This is a genomic window from Parabacteroides sp. AT13 (assembly GCF_002272965.1).
Classification (GTDB): domain Bacteria; phylum Bacteroidota; class Bacteroidia; order Bacteroidales; family Tannerellaceae; genus Parabacteroides; species Parabacteroides distasonis.
In genome coordinates, this window is record NZ_NQMH01000001.1 from 622,214 (window position 1) to 640,000 (window position 17,787).

The window sequence follows — 17,787 nt, forward strand, 5'->3', positions numbered from 1 at the left end:
AACAAAACTAAGCATCAAATAGTTTTCCAAAAAGAAAACTTAACACTTATACGGATCTTCCAAAACAAAGAAGGACGCCTCTTTAGAGAGACGTCCTTATCCTACTATATAGGGATTCTTAATTTAGTTCTTGAGCAAGACCTCGATTTCCTCTACGGAAGACCGGAAAGACTTACTAGTCTCAATCTGGTCTTTGATCGTCTTACAAGCATGCAAGACCGTCGCATGGTCTTTCTTTCCTACGATCTTTCCAATATGGGAAAAAGAGGAGTCCGTATATTTCTTCGCCAAATACATCGTGATCTGACGGGCTTGCACGATCTCACGTTTACGGGAATTAGTCTGGATAACCGATTGCTCCAAGTTGAAATACTTGCAAACGATCTCCTGAATCATCTGTACGGAGATCTGTTTCTTCTCCAACCGAACCGCTTGGCTAACCACACGTTTCGTCAACGGCAGATCGATCTCACGATTATTGATAACCGCATTAGCCATTAAAGAGACGAGAATACCTTCCAAGTCACGGACATTCTCCGTCACATTATTAGCGATAAAGTTAAAGACCTCATCCGGAATCATGATTCCGTCATGGTTGATCTTATTCTTCAGTATCTTTTTACGTAGATCCAGATCCGGACGGCTCAACTCAGCCGTCAATCCCCATTTTAAACGGGTGATCAAGCGCTCTTCCATCCCTTGCAAATCCACAGGAGGTTTATCAGAAGTCAAGATAAGCTGCTTACCTAACTGGTGCAAGTGGTTGAAAATATGGAAGAATGTATTTTGAGTCTTATCCATACCGATCAACTCCTGTATATCATCCAACAGCAGCACATCGATATTTTGATAGAAATTCAAGAAGTCATTAGTCGTATTCTTACGGATAGCATCTGTAAACTGTACCCGGAACAAATGCGAAGATACATATAACACTTTTTTTTCCGGATGCAACTCCCGGATACGGGTTCCGATCGCATGGCATAAGTGAGTTTTACCCACTCCTGACGGACCAAAAATAAACAACGGGTTAAACGTAGTCTTTCCCGGATTCTGGGCAACAGCCTCACCCGCCGTACGAACCAGCTTATTGCTCGTACCCTCGAAATAATTATCAAAATTATACTTCGGGTTCAACTGAGGGTCCAAATCCTGCGGAGCAGTCGTCATAAAAGGATTCGGAGCCTTGTTAGCGTCCTTGGGAGTGACTTTCTTTACAGCGGTGGAAGCATTCTCCGCCGGATAATCAACCGTACCACCAGTTGTCTTATCCACCATGATACGGTAGTTAAGAATGGTTCCTTGACCGATTACACGATACAATGTAACTTTCAAAACATTAACATACTTCTCTTCCAGATACTCATAGAAGAATTGACTAGGCACCTGTATGGTAAACTTCTTGTCTTCGTATGATAACGGAACGATAGGTACGAACCATGTGTCAAAAGCTGCCTTAGGCACAATATCCTTTATGACCGCAAGGCACTTATTCCACAATGTTTGATAATCAGTCTGCATGTTTTCTTTCTCTCCCACTAATACTTTTTACATTCGGACTACAAAGTTTAGAAATTAATTCCGAAAAAAAAAGTGCTATTTTGTTTGGTAAATATGAATTTTCAATATCCCTTTTAGATTCAGACAGTTACTAATACCTATCTGATTTACTGTTATTTAGATCGACCAATGTTCAAAAACCCTTTATTTTAGAGACCTCTACAAAAGCGTAAACGCTGACGTCCGGTGACGGAATAAGGCCTCAGGAAGTATCTATCTCACTTTACCTAAAGGCCTTATGTATATAATCAGCAGGAGTCCCCTAACTTTTTGTCTAATTAGAATGATTCTAAATAACGTCTTTTATGCTATGATTTTTTAACATAATCAAAAAACAGAGAAATGCACGTATCTCTTCGGATTCTCCCGCAAATCAAGCAATAGCTTAGAGGCGTTGTCCATCGTGCTGTTCAGATTATCATACAATCCTTTGTCGTTTAACAACAAGCCGATGCTATTATCCGTCGAATTCAATTTATCCGTAGTCAACTTCAAGTTCGCCAAGGTCGCATTGATGGAATTGACCGTTGTAGCCAAATCCAATTCTTTCAAGTTGGCGCTCACCTCCGAGAAATTATCCGTCATCGTCTTCAAGTTATTCACGATACCCGGTACATCCTTACTCAACATCTGATTCAACTGACGGGTAGACACCTCTAGGTTGCTAGTCGTTTTTTCGATATGATTCAAGGATTGAGCCAAGGCCGGATGAGCGATCAAGGTTTGCAAGCTACCCAAGATCGTGTCGATCTTCGGCAAAAGGTTCTCAACGCTTGGCAAGATCTTCTCCTGTACGGATTGCATCATATCCTCTTCCATTCGTCCCTCAAGCGTAGAACCCGGCTTCAAAAAGTCATCCACGTAAGTGTTCAAATGGATATGCAACTCAGCTCCGCTTAAGAAAGTATTGACAACCGCTATATAACTTCCCTTATTCAGCCTCATCTTATCTTCCAAACTAACCTCAACGATGATCTTACCGGTCGTATCATAGTCATAAATAATATCACGAACCAATCCCACCTTAAAACCATCCACAAATACAGGGCTGGAAATCGTCACCCCCTTTACGTTGCTGAATGATACGTAGTAATGGTTCACCGGTTGAAACAGGTTAATACCCTTCAGATAATTAATGCCTAAATACAATAACGCCAGACTTACGATCGTCACAAGTCCGATCTTCGCCTCTTTAGTGAATACACTTTTCATTTCCTTTATTTATAATGTATAATTTATTCCTAAATCATTAATATTTCACCTTCTTCCCATCCTTAAAAGCGATGATGAAAGCATCTTTAAAATCTTTTGCGATCGTTCGGCGCATCTTCCGGATCGAGTTAAAATCCGAAGTCTCGCCATACGTGTATTTATAGATACCTTTCTCCACATAGAAATCCACGTTCTTGTACCCCTTAAATAACCGGGAGTTCGCAGGAAGCTTCTTATTGGAAGTCAAGAATTGTATCTTATATATAACCTTTCCTTTCGTGTTCCTGTTCACGGAAGTGGTAGAAGAAACTGAGGTTTTCTGTCTTGTGGCTTGCTGTTTTTTATTTAAGATATCAGCCTCGCTCCCCGGAGGCGGAGTTTTCTCATTCGCTACGGGAGCAACGACAGCTCCGGAAATATTTCCTTTACGACGATCGTAATTCTTCTTATATTTGCAAAAAGCATCGTACAACGCTTCCGCCAATTTATTTTGTCCGGCGGCGGTTCTCATGAACTGCTCTTCTTGACGATTCGAGATATACCCCAACTCGACCAGAACACTGGGCATGCTCGTTTTACGAAGCACCAAAAAACCAGCCTGTCTTACGCCACGGTCCACCCGCTTACAAGCCCCGAACGATTTCTGTATCTCGGAAGCCAGACTAATACTTTGCTCCATATGCTTATTCTGCATAAACTCGAAAATGATATAGGACTCCGAAGAGTTCGGGTCAAATCCCTCATACCGTTGTTGATAATTATCCTCCAACAAGATCGCTGAGTTCTCACTCATAGCCACCTCTAAGTTCTCTTCGCTACGGGCCAAACCCAGCGTATACGTCTCCGTACCTTGCACGGTACTTCCACGCTTTACGGCATTCGTATGGATAGACACGAAAAGATCCGCCTTATTGCGGTTCGCTATATTCGCACGTTCGTCCAACTCGATAAAACGATCCGTCTTACGAGTATAGATCACACGCACATCCTCCGCGTTATTCTCTATCAATCGACCCAATTTTAAGGCGACAGCGAGATTTATCTCCTTCTCATTAACATTCGCCCCTCTAGCTCCCGGGTCCTTACCGCCATGCCCAGCATCGATCACGACCGTAAAAGTCTTCTCTCTCGCCTGAAGTCCGGGCAAGAAAAAAAACAACGCAAATAGCAAGTTAATATATAGAAAAGACTTTTTGCTCACTTTCTAAAATTATTGCAAATTTGGAGACAAATGTAGCGCTTTTTTGCTGATTGACAGATATCTTTTTTTATAATTAAAACAAAAAAAGAGGGCAGTTTCGAAACTACCCTCTTTCATGATATATTAAAGTATCTATTATTCAGAAACAACCTCGAAAGGAACCTCAACGGAAACCTCTTTGTGAAGTTTCAAAACAGCCTTATAGCTACCTACTTCCTTAACAGACTCCTTGATATAGATAATCTTACGATCGATATTCTCGAAACCAGCCTTAGCCAAAGCCTCAGCAACTTGGATATTCGTTACAGAACCGAAGATCGTACCTGTAGAGCTAGTCTTAGCACCAATCGTCAAAGCTACACCCTCTAACTTAGCGGCCAAAGTCTGAGCGTCTTCCTTGATCTTAGCCAATTTATGGGCACGTTGCTTCAAGTTCTCAGCCAATACTTTCTTAGCAGACTCTGAAGCGATCACTGCCTTACCCGTGGGGATTAGAAAGTTACGTCCGTAACCGTCTTTTACTGTTACGATATCGTCTTTGTAGCCTAAATTCACTACATCTTCTTTCAAAATAACTTGCATATTCTGTCTCCTCTTAATTAATTATTTCATCAAATCGGTCACGTAAGGAAGCAAAGCCAAGTGACGAGCACGCTTTACAGCCTGAGCCACACGACGTTGGAACTTCAAGGAAGTACCAGTGATACGACGCGGAAGGATCTTACCTTGCTCGTTCAAGAATTTCTTCAAGAATTCAGGATCCTTATAATCGATATACTTGATACCGTTCTTTTTGAAACGGCAATATTTTTTCTTCTTAACGTCTACTGAAGGCGGAGTTAAATATCTGATTTCTGATTGAGTTGCTGCCATAATTAATTATTCTCCTTTACTGTTTCTTTAGATGATTTCAGATTTCTTCTCTTAGCTGCATATTCTGCGGCATACTTGTCTTGACGGAAAGTCAAGAAGCGGATCACACGCTCGTCACGACGGAAGTTCAACTCCAACGTAGCGATAACACTAGGATCTGCCTTGAATTCAACCAACTGGTAGAAGCCTGTTGTCTTCTTGTCGATAGGATAAGCTAACTTGCGCAAGCCCCAGTTCTCTTCATTCACGATCTCAGCTCCTTGAGCTTTCAGAAGGTTCGTGAATTTCTCTACCGCTTCCTTCATCTGAGCGTCAGACAAAACGGGAGTCAAAATGAAAACGGTTTCGTAATTGTTCATAAAACGCTGTTTAATATTGATTAATAAAAAATTTTGCGGTGCAAAGGTAGTGATTATTTGATAACTGGCAAATAGTTATACAACTTTTTTCAATCTTAGACTCATTTCACTCGTTTTAGCACCAACATCCAAAAATTCATGGCCTCCTCATTCCGGATCGTTTTCGCTTGCAAGGATAAAGTAGCCGCACCTTTCGATAAGGAAATCATACCGACAGAGCAAGGAGCAAATCCTTTCACATAAGACTCCTCCCGGAGAACCCTATCCAAATCCGCACCGAGCATGGGTTGGTCATTTACTTGATCCAATGTAAATACAAGATTCTCGGCATCCCGGTCCGTACGAAGTTCAAAAGTAGAGCCTATATTTCGTTTATCGCAAGTATAATAGATAAAAGCCTCGAACAAACCGGATTCCTCAACCTCCACATTCCAGCTTATCTCCGCTTCCGGGCTTTTCCAATTCGTAAAATAAGAACAATTCGGATAACGGTTGGAGCGTTCGATCGGGCCAGATATCCTCGCATCCCGGGCCGGTAGCTTTGAATAGGTTTCCCGCGGATGACCGATTATAAACGGACGGGTATCCTTCTTCGGGAAATCCGCCAGTAACTCATCCTTAAACCAATTCGAATAACGCTTCATCCGCTCATATATCTCGGGTTCTTTATCCGATACATCCTTCCGTTGCTCACGATCTATATCCGTTTTATATAAATGATCTTCCGCATCCAATAGATAATATGAGATACGCACACTCGTCTTACCTCCCCAATAACTATATAAAACCCGATCTATAGCAGGAGCTTTCTCATCCAGCAATCGCTGTCCCCAATCGATTCCGTCCAGTTTCCTTAACGGGGTATATTCTATTCCCGCCAAACCTAATAAAGTAGGGATTAAGTCTATAGCCCCGGACAACTGGGTTTCCACGGCCCCTTTCCTTATGTGTCCCGGCCAACGGATACAAAACGGCGAACGAACACCCCCTTCATCCGTAGAGCCTTTTCGCCCTTTCATCCCACCATTCCACCGGAAACTATTCGGGCCGTTATCCGAGAAATAAATAACAATCGTCTCTTGTTCCAAATCCAATGAATGTAACAAAGACAATACACGTCCGATATTCCAATCTAAATTCTCGGCCAAGGCCAAAGCCGCTTTCGTAAACGTAGTATCTTCTTGCTCCGGGAAAGTAGCTCGCTGCGACAAGGTACGATCTTTTACACGGTTCCACCAACTATCCGGGACTTGCATCGGACTATGAGGTGTGTTATAAGACAAGAACATAAAGAATGGATGTTCTTTATGATCACGTATATAATCCAAGGCTTTATCGGTCAGATCATCTATGATAAAGCCCTCGCCCGAAATAATCTCTCCGTTATGTTCCAACACCGGGTTCCAATAATTCCCCCAATGCCCGGAACAAAAACCATAGAACTCCTCGAAGCCCCTTGCGTTCGGATGGTAGGGATATTGCGTACCACTATGCCATTTTCCAAATAGAGAGGTAGCGTATCCGGCCTCCCGGAAATATTCCGCGATCGTTTTCTCTCCTAGATTAAAGCGCTCGCCTCCCCCGGTCGTAGAATTAACGCCACTCCGTACATGATAGCGTCCGGTCAAGAACTCCGCCCTCGTCGGGGATGACACCGGACAGACATAAAAATTCTCCAAAATCGTTCCCTCATGAGCGATACGATCTATATTAGGAGTTTGCACGAAGGTATTCCCCGTGAAGCCCAAATCGCCCCAACCTTGGTCATCCGATAACATTACGATGATATTGGGGAGTTGTTTTTGAGCGAAAGCCGGAATACAACCGGCCCCCACTCCCAAAACACTAAACAATACGCCTAACTTTGTCATTCGATTCAACTTTTTGCCTAATCAAGATTACCTTTATTGCGGACGGCTATATCCTTGATCCAACAATTTCTTCAACAACGCGGAAAGCTCATTCGCAATGCCTTTCTCACGCAAGAAGAGATTATTACTCTCCAAAGAATCGGTCCGCATATTATAAAGTTGGCCTTTCGGTCCATTCTTCACCGGGGATAAACGGGCGGGAGCCGTAAAACCACCGGAGCCCAGACAATCGATATATTTCCAATCTCCCTTCTTGATCGCTAATTTGCCGGAGCCGGACAAGTACATGATCTGGTCTCTCGTCGAGGCATTCATATCACCATCCAATACTTTCTTAAAGCTAAAGCTATCCTCTGCCTGTCCTTTAGGAAGGGATTGCCCGGTTAAATCCGCCAATGTAGCCAATATATCTACCAAGCCAACCGTTTGGGAACAAACCCCGGGGCACTTGATATGATCCGGCCAATGAACAATCAGCGGAACATGATGACCGCCGTCCCACGCATCACCTTTCTGCCCACGGCGGCTCCAGTTACTTTGATGCCCGTATTGCTGGATATCCTCCTCTTCCCATGCGCCTCCGTTATCACTGGCGAAAATGACAATCGTATTCTTCTCCAGACCTAATTCCTTTAGTTTGGCATTCACCCGAGCCACGACATTATCGATATCGCCCATAAAATCGCCATAGGTACCTAACTCAGTAGATCCCTTAAACTGAACGGTGGGCAGCCATGGGGTGTGCGGACCGGTTAACGGCATATATAAAAAGAATGGCTTGTCCTTTCGTCCTTCCCGATCGATAAAAGCGATACCCTCATCTACGATTGTCGGGAAACATTCCTCAAACTTAAAGGAGCGCGACATCTCTCCGTTACGCCACCAAACGCCCCGTTCCCAATAAATATCATTCTCGTTCGTATGTTTACGATCCCAAGCGTAAACCGTCTCATCCTGTTTCTTCGGATAAGCGTCCGCCGTCAAGATGACATCCGGGTCCACGACACGGTCATTACGCACGAACGCATAAGGCGGCATATCCAAGGAAGCCGGAAGGATGAAAGAATAGTCAAACCCTAATTCCGTAGGGCCTCTTTTTACAGGGGCGGAGAAATCCGTATTCGTATAACCAAATTTCTTAGGGGTAAGAATCTGTGGTTTCGAGTCATCTTTCAACTGCCAGTCGAGCCCTAGATGCCATTTCCCGACACAAGCGGTCGTATAGCCGGCATTACGCATCAAGGAACCGATCGTCAAACGCTCCGGTTCGATATATGGAGACAAGTACCCCCAATACTCGGACTTCTTCGGCGTACGGAAAAAATAACGTCCTGTCACTAAACCGTAGCGTGAAGGCCCACTCAACGCACCCGCAGAATGGGCATCCGTAAAACGGATACCGTTCCGGGCCAATTGATCGATGGCCGGTGTACGTACCCTAGCATATGGATTATTGCATCCAACATCCCCGTAACCCATATCATCCGCCAGAATGATCACGACATTGGGTTGCTTTTGGGCGAACACCACCGGCACATATAGTAAACCGGTGGCTAATAAAGACAACTTGATCTTCATATATTATTTTCTATTCGTTAATAACCTTGATTCTGAGTCAGGTTCGGATTCGCCTGCCGTTCGCTTAATGGAATCGGGAACAATAGCTGGGTTTCCGTATACACCTTACCCCAATTCGTCTTATAGCCGATAAAGTCCACATATTCCCCGGATTTATCATCCCGGATCTTACGGGTGCGTAGCATATCAAACCACATCTTATTCTCATAACATAGGTCAAAGTAACGTTGGTCCCAGACTTCCTCCAAGAATGCGCTTGCGTTGGTCTGCTTAAACGGTACTAATCCGGCCCTTCCTCGTATTTGGTTCACGATATCGATGGATTGCTGGTTCGGAGTACCATCCGCGTTCACTTGCGCTTCCGCATACATTAATAATACATCCGTGTAACGATATACACTCCAGTTCAAGTCTGACTTCGCCGTATTATCAATAGCCACTTGATCAAAAAACTTATAGATATAATAGCCATTCAAATCCATAAACTCCAACTCTGCCGCTCCCGGAGAGAACTTACTCGGATGCCCCTTGTAGTTCGTAAAGAAATATTGCTTCTCTTCCGTACGCTTATCCCCTTTCTCAAAGCTTTCCACGAACTCCTTGGTAGGGATCAGGCTACCATATTCCAAATCGTAGGCGGAAATGCCGGAACGAGAAGGTAAAAAGATACGTACCGACTCGTTATGCCGCTTGTTCAAGGAGAACTGAACTTGATAAATAAACTCTCCCTTATTATTCTGCGACGGAAGCCGTAGGCTCTCATAATCCGTGAAGAGCGTATACTCATTCGATTTTATAACCTCCAATGAACGTTTAGCCGATTCCGCGTAATAAGATTTACCTCCTTGCAAAGGATAACCGGCATACGTAAGATAGACATCCGCAAGAAGCGCTTTCACCGCTCCCATCGAGACACGCCCTGTATGATCGCTAAAAGCCAGATCCGATTGCTCGGCCTCCAACAAATCAGGAATAATGATCTCATCATAGATTTCCTTTACCGGGGCACGAGATACTTGCAGCTCTCCCAACTCCGACTGTACGGTCGTAATCTTAGGGACATCACCAAAGATACGTACCAAATAGAAATAATACAAAGCCCTCATAAACTTCACCTCGGCCATGTAGCCATTAATCAAGGAAGCATCCAGATTCTCGAACTCCCCGAGTTTTTGAAGCGCGAGGTTACAGTTCGCTATACCTGCATAACAATCTTGCCACCAGTCCTCGATATACAAAGAACGATCACTCACCAGTAGATCCTGAAAGTCCTTATAATTCGATTGGGAATTCTCGGAAGTAGCTTTGCCAGTCATATATTCGAGCAATAAGATCGTATTACATCCCCAGCCCGGGGTCATCTTATTAAAGACCGTATTCTTCAAATAAGCCGAATTCGTCAAGGCCAAAGCGGACTCCTTACTTGTCAACTTTGAATCGGTAGTCATTGTACCGGTAGGTTGCTCATCCAAGAAATTATTACAAGAAGACAAGAATAACGCACATAATGAGACGATATAGATTTTATTTATTTTCATAACTCAATCGTATTAGAATTTAACATTTAAACCAAAAGTAAAAGTACGTGCCTTAGGCTCGCTGAAGTCGTCGATACCTTGTCCGAAAGCAGCATCCTCATAGGTCGTAACCTCCGGATCATAGCCTTTGTACTTCGTGATACAGAACAAGTTCTGAGCACTCGCGTAGATTCTCAAATCCTGTAACTTTATCTTTTGGAGCAAGCTCTTGCTGAAAGTATATCCCAAGACGAAGTTCTGCCCCCGAACGAAAGAACCGTTCTGCATCCAATGTGAATCCGGATAAGAATCATAGTACGATTTCATCGGACGACGCTGGGCAACCATCGTATGCTGGTTTTGCGGAGTCCAAGCGTTCAAATTCGACTTGAAGCCATTCGCTACGCCCGAGCGATCCTCGGCGTTATGAGTAGCGCAATTCACGACATCATTCCCGAACACGAAGCGGAGATCGAACGAGAAATCGAAGTTCTTATAAAGGAACGTATTAGAGATCGTCATGGTCCAGTCCGGGGAGGTACAGCCGATAATCGTATTATCCTCGCTATTGATCTTCCCGTCGCCATTCAAGTCCTCATACTTCACGTCTCCCGGAAGGCGGTTGTATTTAGCCGCTTCAGCGGCCTCGTCCTCACCCCAAGTTCCCAGACGACGCAATCCCCATAGCGAACCAACAGGTTCACCGACACGCAATATCAGCATATCCCCTTGCGGATGACGCGGAGCAGGATAGATATCCTCATCATTTTCGCCCAAGCTCAGGATTTTATTGCGATTCACGCTAAACAATACCGTAGACATCCAATTAAAATTGTCAGTCTGTATATTATGTGTATTTAATGTCAATTCAAAGCCTTGGTTCTGCACAGAGCCGATATTTCGCATGATCGTATTCAATCCGGAAGTTCCCGGGATCGGGGCATTCAATAACAGATCACTCGTCTTTTTATAATAATAATCCAAAGACAAATCGATACGCTGATTCAATACGCTTACATCGACACCGGCATCCCATTGCAAGGTCTTCTCCCATTTCAAGTCTGGATTACCAAATGTACTACGATATAAAGCCGTATAATAATTATCTCCAAAAATCGCATTCTCCGATCCTAAATTCTGGAAGAAAGCATAATTGCCGATCTCTTGGTTTCCGGTCTCGCCGATACTGGTACGTACCTTTAGATTATTCAGCCAATGAACACTTTTCAAAAAGCTTTCCTCCGAGGCTCTCCACGCAAAGGCGAAAGAGGGGAAGAACGCATATTTATTATTCTTTCCGAATTTGGACGATCCGTCGTAACGGCCTGTAGCCGTAAATAGATAGCGGTCTTTCAAGGTATAATTGATACGTGCGAAATAAGAGTTGATAGACCAAGCATAATCATCCGATTTCGACGGTATCGTCACTGTTCCCGCTCCCAGATTATGCCATTGGTAAAAATCATCGCTGAAATTCTGCGAGGTAGCTTCCACGCTCTCGGCAGCCCGTTGCTGCCAGCTTGCTCCAAGCATCACATTCATACGATTGTTCTTATTGAACTCCTTATTATAATTAAAATAATTCTCACTCTGCCAATACAATTCCTTCAAGGTCGCTATTGTAGCGATACCTCCCGCCGTCTTACTGAACTGGATCAGATCCTTACCCGAATAATAATTACGTTTCCTATTACTGGCATCTACGGCGAAAGTAGACTTAAAGTTCAAGTCGTCCGTGATCTTGAAATCCAGATATAGGTCGGCGATCGTCTGGATATTGGAAGTCTCGTTCACCATCTCTTCCAGATACCGGGAAGGTGTATCCTGTACCGCACCGGGGAAATCACGGTTGCTTCCCCAAGAGCCATCGGGATATTTTACGGGAATCAACGGAATAGCCTCCTGTACCAAACGCTTTACTCCATAACTCTTGTAATTATCGTTTCCCTTATTATAATTGAACGACATATTGGCACCCATTTTCAACCAATCCCGAAGCTGGGAATCCAAGTTGATCCTACCGCTATACCGGTCTAGGAAACCGTTACGCATCAAGGCATCTTTATGCATATATCCCAAATGCACGCTATACAAGGTCTTATCGGCTCCGCCCCGGATGCTGACTTGGTGATTATGGTTGATAGCCGTTTGATAAGCCTCATCCTGCCAATCGGTATCATACAATGGGTTACCATTAGCATCGAATAAATTCGGCAGATCCGCCGGCGTCACTTTCTTGTACTTGCCTTGCGCATACCCTTCCGGATCATATTTCTGCCCGTTATCCATCGTGGTATTGTAATTCTGCCACCACTCGGAAGCGTTCATCAAGTCCAGTTTCTTCGCCATTTTACCGATAGAGACATAACCGTCGTACGAGATCTGCGCTTTCTCGTTCTTGATACCTCGTTTCGTCGTAATCATGATCACACCATTCGCTCCACGAGCACCATAGATAGCCGTGGCGGAGGCATCCTTCAATACCTCCAAGGATTCGATCTCACTAGGATTCAACAGATTGATATTGCTTACGCCAATCACGCCATCTACCACATACAGAGGCTCATTCGATGAGTTGATAGAGTTATTACCACGTATACGCACCCGTACTTTCCCGTCCGGCGTACCGCCATTCTCAAAGATCTCCACACCGGAAGCCTTTCCCGCCAAGGCCTGCCCAACATTCACCACCGGCTTGCTCAACAGCTTCTCCGCCTTTACGTTGGTAACCGATCCGGTCAAGTCGCTCTTCTTCATCGTTCCGTAACCTACGACTACCACCTCATCCAATGTCTGTGTATTCTCGCCCAGCTTGATAGAGAAACTCGTCTTTCCGTTCGCCGAGACCTCTTGCGTATTATAGCCGATATAGGAAACTTGAAGGACAGAGTTGTCATTTACCTCTAGCGTAAACTTTCCATCGAGATCGGTAATCGTACCGTTGGTAGTTCCTTTCTCCACCACGTTCGCCCCGATCACAGGATCGCCGTTCGTATCGACAATCACACCCGATACTTGCTTTTTCCCCTTGACAGTCTTGACCTCTTCCGGCACGATGATCACATAATTCCCGTTTATTTTATACGTGTATCCCGTATTCTTTAACAGCTGTGATAAGACCTGCAATACTTCCATATCTTTCTGATCCATCGAGACCTTTCTCGACACGTCCAATTGGCTATCATTATAAGCTATCTTATAAGCAGAGCTTGACTCTAGTTTCTCAAATGCCTGTTTCAATGAGATCGAACCTTCATGGAAGGTCACTTTCTGCGCATCGATAGGCAAGCTCCCAGCCATAGCGAGGCTCAGGCAAAGAATAGCGACACGTATAGATTTATTCCTGTTCATGCGATATTAGATTTTTTAGTTAAACATTTATATCTCCTTTGTAGTACGTACTCGCTATTAGGACAAGGGAAACGAGGAGCGCACCCAACGGAAAAACGTTAACGAATTATAAAAACCTAATATCTCCTTAACTCAATCAATATAGATCCCATCCTCTTTGATCTGATACTCCAAGCCGGGTATCATCTCCTTGACCAACATCATGATGTTCTCCAACGACTCATGCTTATTGAAATGGATCGTAAGCCGGTTGGAATGATAAGCGGAAGTACGCAAATGCACCTTCACGTTGTAGACACGTTCCAAGGTTTTCAAGATTTCCTCGAAAGAGTCGTTGTTAAACAACAAGCCTCCCTCTTTCCAATCCGAGTAATCCGAGGCCACCACCTGCCGCACGTCCATCTTTCCCCGGGAAGGGATGTAGACAAGCTGCTCGTTAGGCCTCAATATACATGGAGCCACCGAGGGATCATCGGGAAGAATCTTCAAGGAACCTTCCTCCAAGGTCGTTGTTATTTTCTCTTGGTCCGGGTAGGCGGATAAATTGAACTCGGTGCCCAGCACTTGTACCCGCATCGCTTTCGTCCGCACGATGAAAGGTTGCTCGGGGCGTTTTCGCACCTTGAAATATCCCTCTCCCACCAGATAGATCTCCCGGCTCTGACCGATAAAGGCGGATGGATAAAGCAGCAAGGTACCGGAATTCAACCAAACCTCGCTACCATCGGGCAAGGTGATCCGCTCCCGCTTGCCGGAAGGTACGAACTGTTCCATAAAAGCCAGTTTCTTGACATCCCGCGCATCCCTGTATAGATAATAAGAAACACCCAACGACAACAAAGGAATCAGCCAGATAGCGGCGATACGTACCCACGCCGGGATACGCAGACGGCGGCGGGGCCTCACGCCCAATGTATTCTCCAACCGGGCGAAAGCCATCTCGCTCCGCTTATCCGCCTCCGGGAAACCGATCTCATTCCAGATATCCCGTAAAGCCTCTTCCTTTTCCCGCTCGTCTCCCGGCTCCGCCAATCGCTGATGTACCCGATCCACCATCTCCCCGGAGAACGAATGATGGAAAAAGTATTTTAATATCTTTTTTATAGGACTCATTCCTGCTTTTCTATTTTATCTTGTTTATAGGACCTCCTTTTCCCGCTTTACCCCCAAGCTATTAACACATCATAACAAGAAGGAAAGTCAATACCGCGTTCCGCAATTCCTTTAGCGCTAGGTTCAAGTGGTTTTCCACGGTCTTTTTCGAGAGTTGTAGATTCTCGGCGATCTCTGTGTTCGACAAACCCTCGTCGCGGCTCATCCGGTAGATCATCTTCCGCTGTGGCGGCATGGTCTCCACGATCATATCCACTAGCAACCGTAAATCCTTGGCAACTAAATCCTCGTAAGGCGTATCACTTCGTTCCCCGTCTTCCTCCCCGGCTCTCTCCAAGCTCACGAGATTCACCCGGCGGGATTCGATATAATTGAACGCCGTATGCTTCGCCAGCACATAGAGGTAGGAACCGAACGTCCTCACTTCCGTGAAACGACTCCGATGCGTCCAAAGCTTTAGGAAAATCTCTTGGGTCAAGTCCTCGGCATCGCTCTCGGACTTCACGAGTCCCAGCACGAAATAATAGACTTTCAGATGGTAACGCATGAACAATTCCCGGAAAGCGGTATGATTTCCAGCGGCAAATTGTTCTAAAATGGATTTTTCATCTGTCATCTCGATTAACTCCTTTCACGATACGGTGGGAGCAAATAAAGTAATAATAACCGGCCGTAAGAACGCTCTTCTTGTTAATAAATACAAAATTGAAAGGAATCCCCCGTATATCAAGCCCTCCCTTCCCGAAGATTTAAGGCTTCTAAAGGCATCCTTTAACCGTTTTCTCCGTACCTATTCATCTTCTACCATCCGTTGTATGATCATCCACCAACTGTTAGAAGATCATGCAACGGATGGTGGATGATCATACAACAGCTGATAGAATATGAAAGTCTACGCTCGAAATCCTTTAAATGTAGGTTTCTTTCGCCTAATGTGTGATGAAGAATCGCTTACCACTTCCTTATGTTCTTTTTTTTGTCTAAGTTTGTTCCTTCAATGACATTCAATATGTATTGGTTACATCATTCTATCAATTTACTCAAGATCGTGCCCTTTTTGGGCGGTTGGTTATCCGACCGGTTGCTGGGAGACCCGGAAGGTTGGCCCCATCCTATCGTATGGTTTGGCAAAGCGATCAGCGCCGGAGAGAAAGAGTTGAATAAAGGCTCCGAGCGGGTCCTAAAAGGCGGTATACTGGCAGTCGTGCTTATCCTTGGCGTGTATTTAATCTGCGAGAGGATATTGTCGTGGGCTTGGATCATACATCCGCAGTTCAGTGGGTTGCTGACGGCTGTCGGCGTATTTTATTGCCTATCCGGGAAGACGCTTATTAAGGAAGTGAAGGCGGTGTTCGAGGCCGTGGACCGTAGCACGGAAGAAGGACGGCGGCAAGTGGCGCGGATCGTTGGGAGGGATACCTCGAACCTGTCGCCGCAAGAGATACGGGCGGCGGCGTTGGAGACCTTGTCCGAGAACCTGAGCGACGGCGTGATCGCCCCGATGTTTTGGTTCGCCCTGCTGGGGTTGCCGGGGATGATGGCTTACAAGATGGTGAATACACTGGACTCGATGATCGGTTATAAGAATGAGCGTTACCTAGAGTTCGGACGGATAGCGGCGCTAATCGACGATATCGCCAATTACATCCCGGCCCGCCTCACGGCCTATTTGATGTTGCTTGTCTCCAATAATTGGGGGAAAAGGGATTTCGTACGGCGTTTCGGCCCTGAACACGCAAGCCCTAATTCCGGTTATCCAGAAGCGGCCTTGGCGGCGGTCTTGGACTGCCAGTTCGGGGGGACGCACGATTATTTCGGCAAACCGGTGGAGAAGCCTTATATCGGGACGAACGCGAGGCCTTTCACGACCGAGGATATGCGTATCGCCATTCAAGTGAATAGCAATACGGAACTGTTGATGGGTGTGATCGTCACCCTTATTTTACTAATAATATAATATTAATAATATGGAAATTAGATTAAACAAACTGATAAGCGAAGCCGGTGTTTGCTCACGCCGGGAAGCGGACAATTTCATCGAGATGGAACGGGTAACCGTAAACGGCAAGCAACCGCACGTAGGCCAGAAGGTCACGGCGGAGGATGTCGTATTGGTGGACGGTGAACGCTTGAACGTAGAGAAATATATCCGCCTGCAAGAGGAGGAGAAAAAGGAGATGCAGCAAGAAAAAGAATTACTCGGCACGCTCCGGAAAGCGAAACCCGAGAACAAGGGAGGCCGTGAAGGCGCTAAAATGGAGAAGTTCGGAAAGTTCAATAAATACGCTGCCGCCCGTAAGGCGCAGAAAGAGGGAGGCTGGAAATCCAAGACCGCCAAGCTTACCGACGAGGAGAAGTTATTGCGAGATGCCTTACGCCCCAAGTTCGGAAAGGCACTGAGCAAATCGGCGGTGGCGCAACGGATCGCCGCCAACCCGAAATCGGCCGCCCTTCGGAAGACGAGCAAGAACAACCCGATCAACAAGGCGAAACGTGCCGCCCACCGGAAAAACAGGAATCACGGAGGCGATGAGTAAGAAAGTGATCTTAGTGACTGGAGGACAGCGGTCCGGCAAGAGCGGGTACGCACAGAGGCTCGCCTTATCGCTGTCGCCCAACCCGGTTTACCTAGCTACCTCCCGCATCTGGGACGAAGAGTTCCGGAAGCGGGTAGAACGCCACCAGCGAGACCGTGGCCCCGAGTGGACCAATATAGAGGAAGAGAAATACTTGAGCCGCCACGATCTTACCGGTCGTGTCGTGGTGATCGATTGCGTAACCCTTTGGGGGACAAATTTCTTCTTCGACAATCAAAGCGACGTGGAATTATCTCTCTCCCTCCTCAAAGCGGAGTTCGATAAACTCTCCCGGCAAGATGCCTACCTGATCTTCGTGACGAACGAGCTGGGTATGGGAGGCGTGCCGATAGACGAGGTGCAACGTAAATTTACCGATATGCAAGGCTGGCTCAACCAATATATTGCCTCTAAAGCGGACGAGGTTGTCTTGATGGTCAGCGGAATCCCCGTCAAGATCAAGGAATAAGAACAACGACTTATATAAAATACTACTATCATGATACAATTTCACATCGAGGCCCCGGACAAAGGGCTGGAGGCCGCTTTACAAGACAAGATCGATAATCTGACAAA

Annotated in this window: 16 protein-coding genes (1 of these 16 running past the window's edge); 4 read left to right on the top strand and 12 right to left on the bottom strand. The window is 45.5% G+C overall.

Translation table 11 applies throughout. From position 1 onward, the window contains the following. Positions 1-123: 123 nt before the first annotated feature. The 12 genes from dnaA to CI959_RS03050 all read right to left on the bottom strand — a co-directional run bounded on the left by dnaA (position 124) and on the right by CI959_RS03050 (position 15,251). Positions 124-1,521 carry a chromosomal replication initiator protein DnaA gene (gene dnaA / locus CI959_RS02995; protein WP_008774487.1) on the bottom strand — a complete coding sequence of 466 codons (1,398 nt, stop codon included), beginning with the start codon at positions 1,519-1,521 and terminating at the stop codon, positions 124-126. A gap of 366 nt (positions 1,522-1,887) precedes the next feature. Beyond that, positions 1,888-2,772 (bottom strand): MlaD family protein, encoded by an 885-nt coding sequence (locus CI959_RS03000; protein ID WP_005855082.1) that lies wholly within the window; start codon positions 2,770-2,772, stop codon positions 1,888-1,890. 37 nt (positions 2,773-2,809) lie between these two features. Further along, positions 2,810-3,973, bottom strand: coding sequence for an N-acetylmuramoyl-L-alanine amidase (locus CI959_RS03005; protein ID WP_005855080.1), 1,164 nt, complete (start codon positions 3,971-3,973; stop codon positions 2,810-2,812). Positions 3,974-4,108: 135 nt separating this feature from the next. Continuing rightward, positions 4,109-4,555 carry a 50S ribosomal protein L9 gene (gene rplI, locus CI959_RS03010; protein WP_005855078.1) on the bottom strand — a complete coding sequence of 149 codons (447 nt, stop codon included), beginning with the start codon at positions 4,553-4,555 and terminating at the stop codon, positions 4,109-4,111. A 21-nt stretch (positions 4,556-4,576) separates the two neighbouring features. Next, complete coding sequence (gene rpsR, locus CI959_RS03015; protein WP_005637107.1) at positions 4,577-4,846, bottom strand: 30S ribosomal protein S18; 270 nt, start codon at positions 4,844-4,846, stop codon at positions 4,577-4,579. Between the two features lie 2 nt (positions 4,847-4,848). Next, on the bottom strand, positions 4,849-5,205 hold the full coding sequence (rpsF, locus tag CI959_RS03020) for a 30S ribosomal protein S6 (protein WP_005865478.1): 357 nt from the start codon (positions 5,203-5,205) through the stop codon (positions 4,849-4,851). A 101-nt stretch (positions 5,206-5,306) separates the two neighbouring features. Next, positions 5,307-7,076 (bottom strand): arylsulfatase, encoded by a 1,770-nt coding sequence (locus CI959_RS03025; protein WP_012056244.1) that lies wholly within the window; start codon positions 7,074-7,076, stop codon positions 5,307-5,309. A 33-nt stretch (positions 7,077-7,109) separates the two neighbouring features. After that, on the bottom strand, positions 7,110-8,654 hold the full coding sequence (locus CI959_RS03030) for an arylsulfatase (protein ID WP_012056243.1): 1,545 nt from the start codon (positions 8,652-8,654) through the stop codon (positions 7,110-7,112). A 17-nt stretch (positions 8,655-8,671) separates the two neighbouring features. Further along, positions 8,672-10,192: a RagB/SusD family nutrient uptake outer membrane protein gene (locus CI959_RS03035; protein ID WP_057316675.1), complete on the bottom strand. Its 1,521-nt coding sequence runs from the start codon at positions 10,190-10,192 to the stop codon at positions 8,672-8,674. Between the two features lie 12 nt (positions 10,193-10,204). After that, positions 10,205-13,522 carry a TonB-dependent receptor gene (locus tag CI959_RS03040; protein WP_057316677.1) on the bottom strand — a complete coding sequence of 1,106 codons (3,318 nt, stop codon included), beginning with the start codon at positions 13,520-13,522 and terminating at the stop codon, positions 10,205-10,207. A gap of 132 nt (positions 13,523-13,654) precedes the next feature. Further along, positions 13,655-14,635, bottom strand: coding sequence for a FecR family protein (locus CI959_RS03045; RefSeq protein WP_057316679.1), 981 nt, complete (start codon positions 14,633-14,635; stop codon positions 13,655-13,657). A gap of 61 nt (positions 14,636-14,696) precedes the next feature. After that, a complete protein-coding gene (locus tag CI959_RS03050; protein ID WP_005865466.1) occupies positions 14,697-15,251 on the bottom strand; it encodes an RNA polymerase sigma-70 factor in 555 nt (184 codons plus the stop codon). 381 nt (positions 15,252-15,632) lie between these two features. On the opposite strand from CI959_RS03050, the gene cbiB reads away from it, so the two are divergent. The 4 genes in view from cbiB to cobT are tightly spaced (at most 30 nt apart) and all read left to right on the top strand, a layout consistent with a single transcriptional unit that may run on beyond the window. Continuing rightward, positions 15,633-16,592 carry an adenosylcobinamide-phosphate synthase CbiB gene (gene cbiB, locus CI959_RS03060; RefSeq protein WP_057316693.1) on the top strand — a complete coding sequence of 320 codons (960 nt, stop codon included), beginning with the start codon at positions 15,633-15,635 and terminating at the stop codon, positions 16,590-16,592. 10 nt (positions 16,593-16,602) lie between these two features. Further along, positions 16,603-17,172 carry a S4 domain-containing protein gene (locus CI959_RS03065; protein WP_008780964.1) on the top strand — a complete coding sequence of 190 codons (570 nt, stop codon included), beginning with the start codon at positions 16,603-16,605 and terminating at the stop codon, positions 17,170-17,172. Next, entirely contained in the window at positions 17,165-17,680 is a 516-nt protein-coding gene (locus CI959_RS03070; protein ID WP_022192099.1) for a bifunctional adenosylcobinamide kinase/adenosylcobinamide-phosphate guanylyltransferase, read from the top strand. Before CI959_RS03065 ends, CI959_RS03070 begins: the two co-directional genes overlap by 8 nt. 30 nt (positions 17,681-17,710) lie before the next feature. Continuing rightward, a protein-coding gene (gene cobT / locus CI959_RS03075; RefSeq protein WP_005865457.1) for a nicotinate-nucleotide--dimethylbenzimidazole phosphoribosyltransferase crosses the window boundary here: on the top strand, positions 17,711-17,787 show its start. Its footprint extends 964 nt past the window's final position; the window shows 77 of its 1,041 coding nt (coding positions 1-77); it begins with the start codon at positions 17,711-17,713; its stop codon lies beyond the right edge, outside the window.

Coding starts and splice junctions, on each gene's coding strand:
- CI959_RS03000 (WP_005855082.1), bottom strand. CDS start 2,772: ATGAAAAGTGTATTCACTAAAGAGGCGAAGATCGGACTTGTGACGATC.
- CI959_RS03040 (WP_057316677.1), bottom strand. CDS start 13,522: ATGAACAGGAATAAATCTATACGTGTCGCTATTCTTTGCCTGAGCCTC.
- CI959_RS03070 (WP_022192099.1), top strand. CDS start 17,165: ATGAGTAAGAAAGTGATCTTAGTGACTGGAGGACAGCGGTCCGGCAAG.
- rpsR (WP_005637107.1), bottom strand. CDS start 4,846: ATGGCAGCAACTCAATCAGAAATCAGATATTTAACTCCGCCTTCAGTA.
- CI959_RS03030 (WP_012056243.1), bottom strand. CDS start 8,654: ATGAAGATCAAGTTGTCTTTATTAGCCACCGGTTTACTATATGTGCCG.
- rplI (WP_005855078.1), bottom strand. CDS start 4,555: ATGCAAGTTATTTTGAAAGAAGATGTAGTGAATTTAGGCTACAAAGAC.
- CI959_RS03065 (WP_008780964.1), top strand. CDS start 16,603: ATGGAAATTAGATTAAACAAACTGATAAGCGAAGCCGGTGTTTGCTCA.
- CI959_RS03025 (WP_012056244.1), bottom strand. CDS start 7,076: ATGACAAAGTTAGGCGTATTGTTTAGTGTTTTGGGAGTGGGGGCCGGT.
- rpsF (WP_005865478.1), bottom strand. CDS start 5,205: ATGAACAATTACGAAACCGTTTTCATTTTGACTCCCGTTTTGTCTGAC.
- CI959_RS03035 (WP_057316675.1), bottom strand. CDS start 10,192: ATGAAAATAAATAAAATCTATATCGTCTCATTATGTGCGTTATTCTTG.
- cbiB (WP_057316693.1), top strand. CDS start 15,633: ATGACATTCAATATGTATTGGTTACATCATTCTATCAATTTACTCAAG.
- CI959_RS03045 (WP_057316679.1), bottom strand. CDS start 14,635: ATGAGTCCTATAAAAAAGATATTAAAATACTTTTTCCATCATTCGTTC.
- dnaA (WP_008774487.1), bottom strand. CDS start 1,521: ATGCAGACTGATTATCAAACATTGTGGAATAAGTGCCTTGCGGTCATA.
- CI959_RS03050 (WP_005865466.1), bottom strand. CDS start 15,251: ATGACAGATGAAAAATCCATTTTAGAACAATTTGCCGCTGGAAATCAT.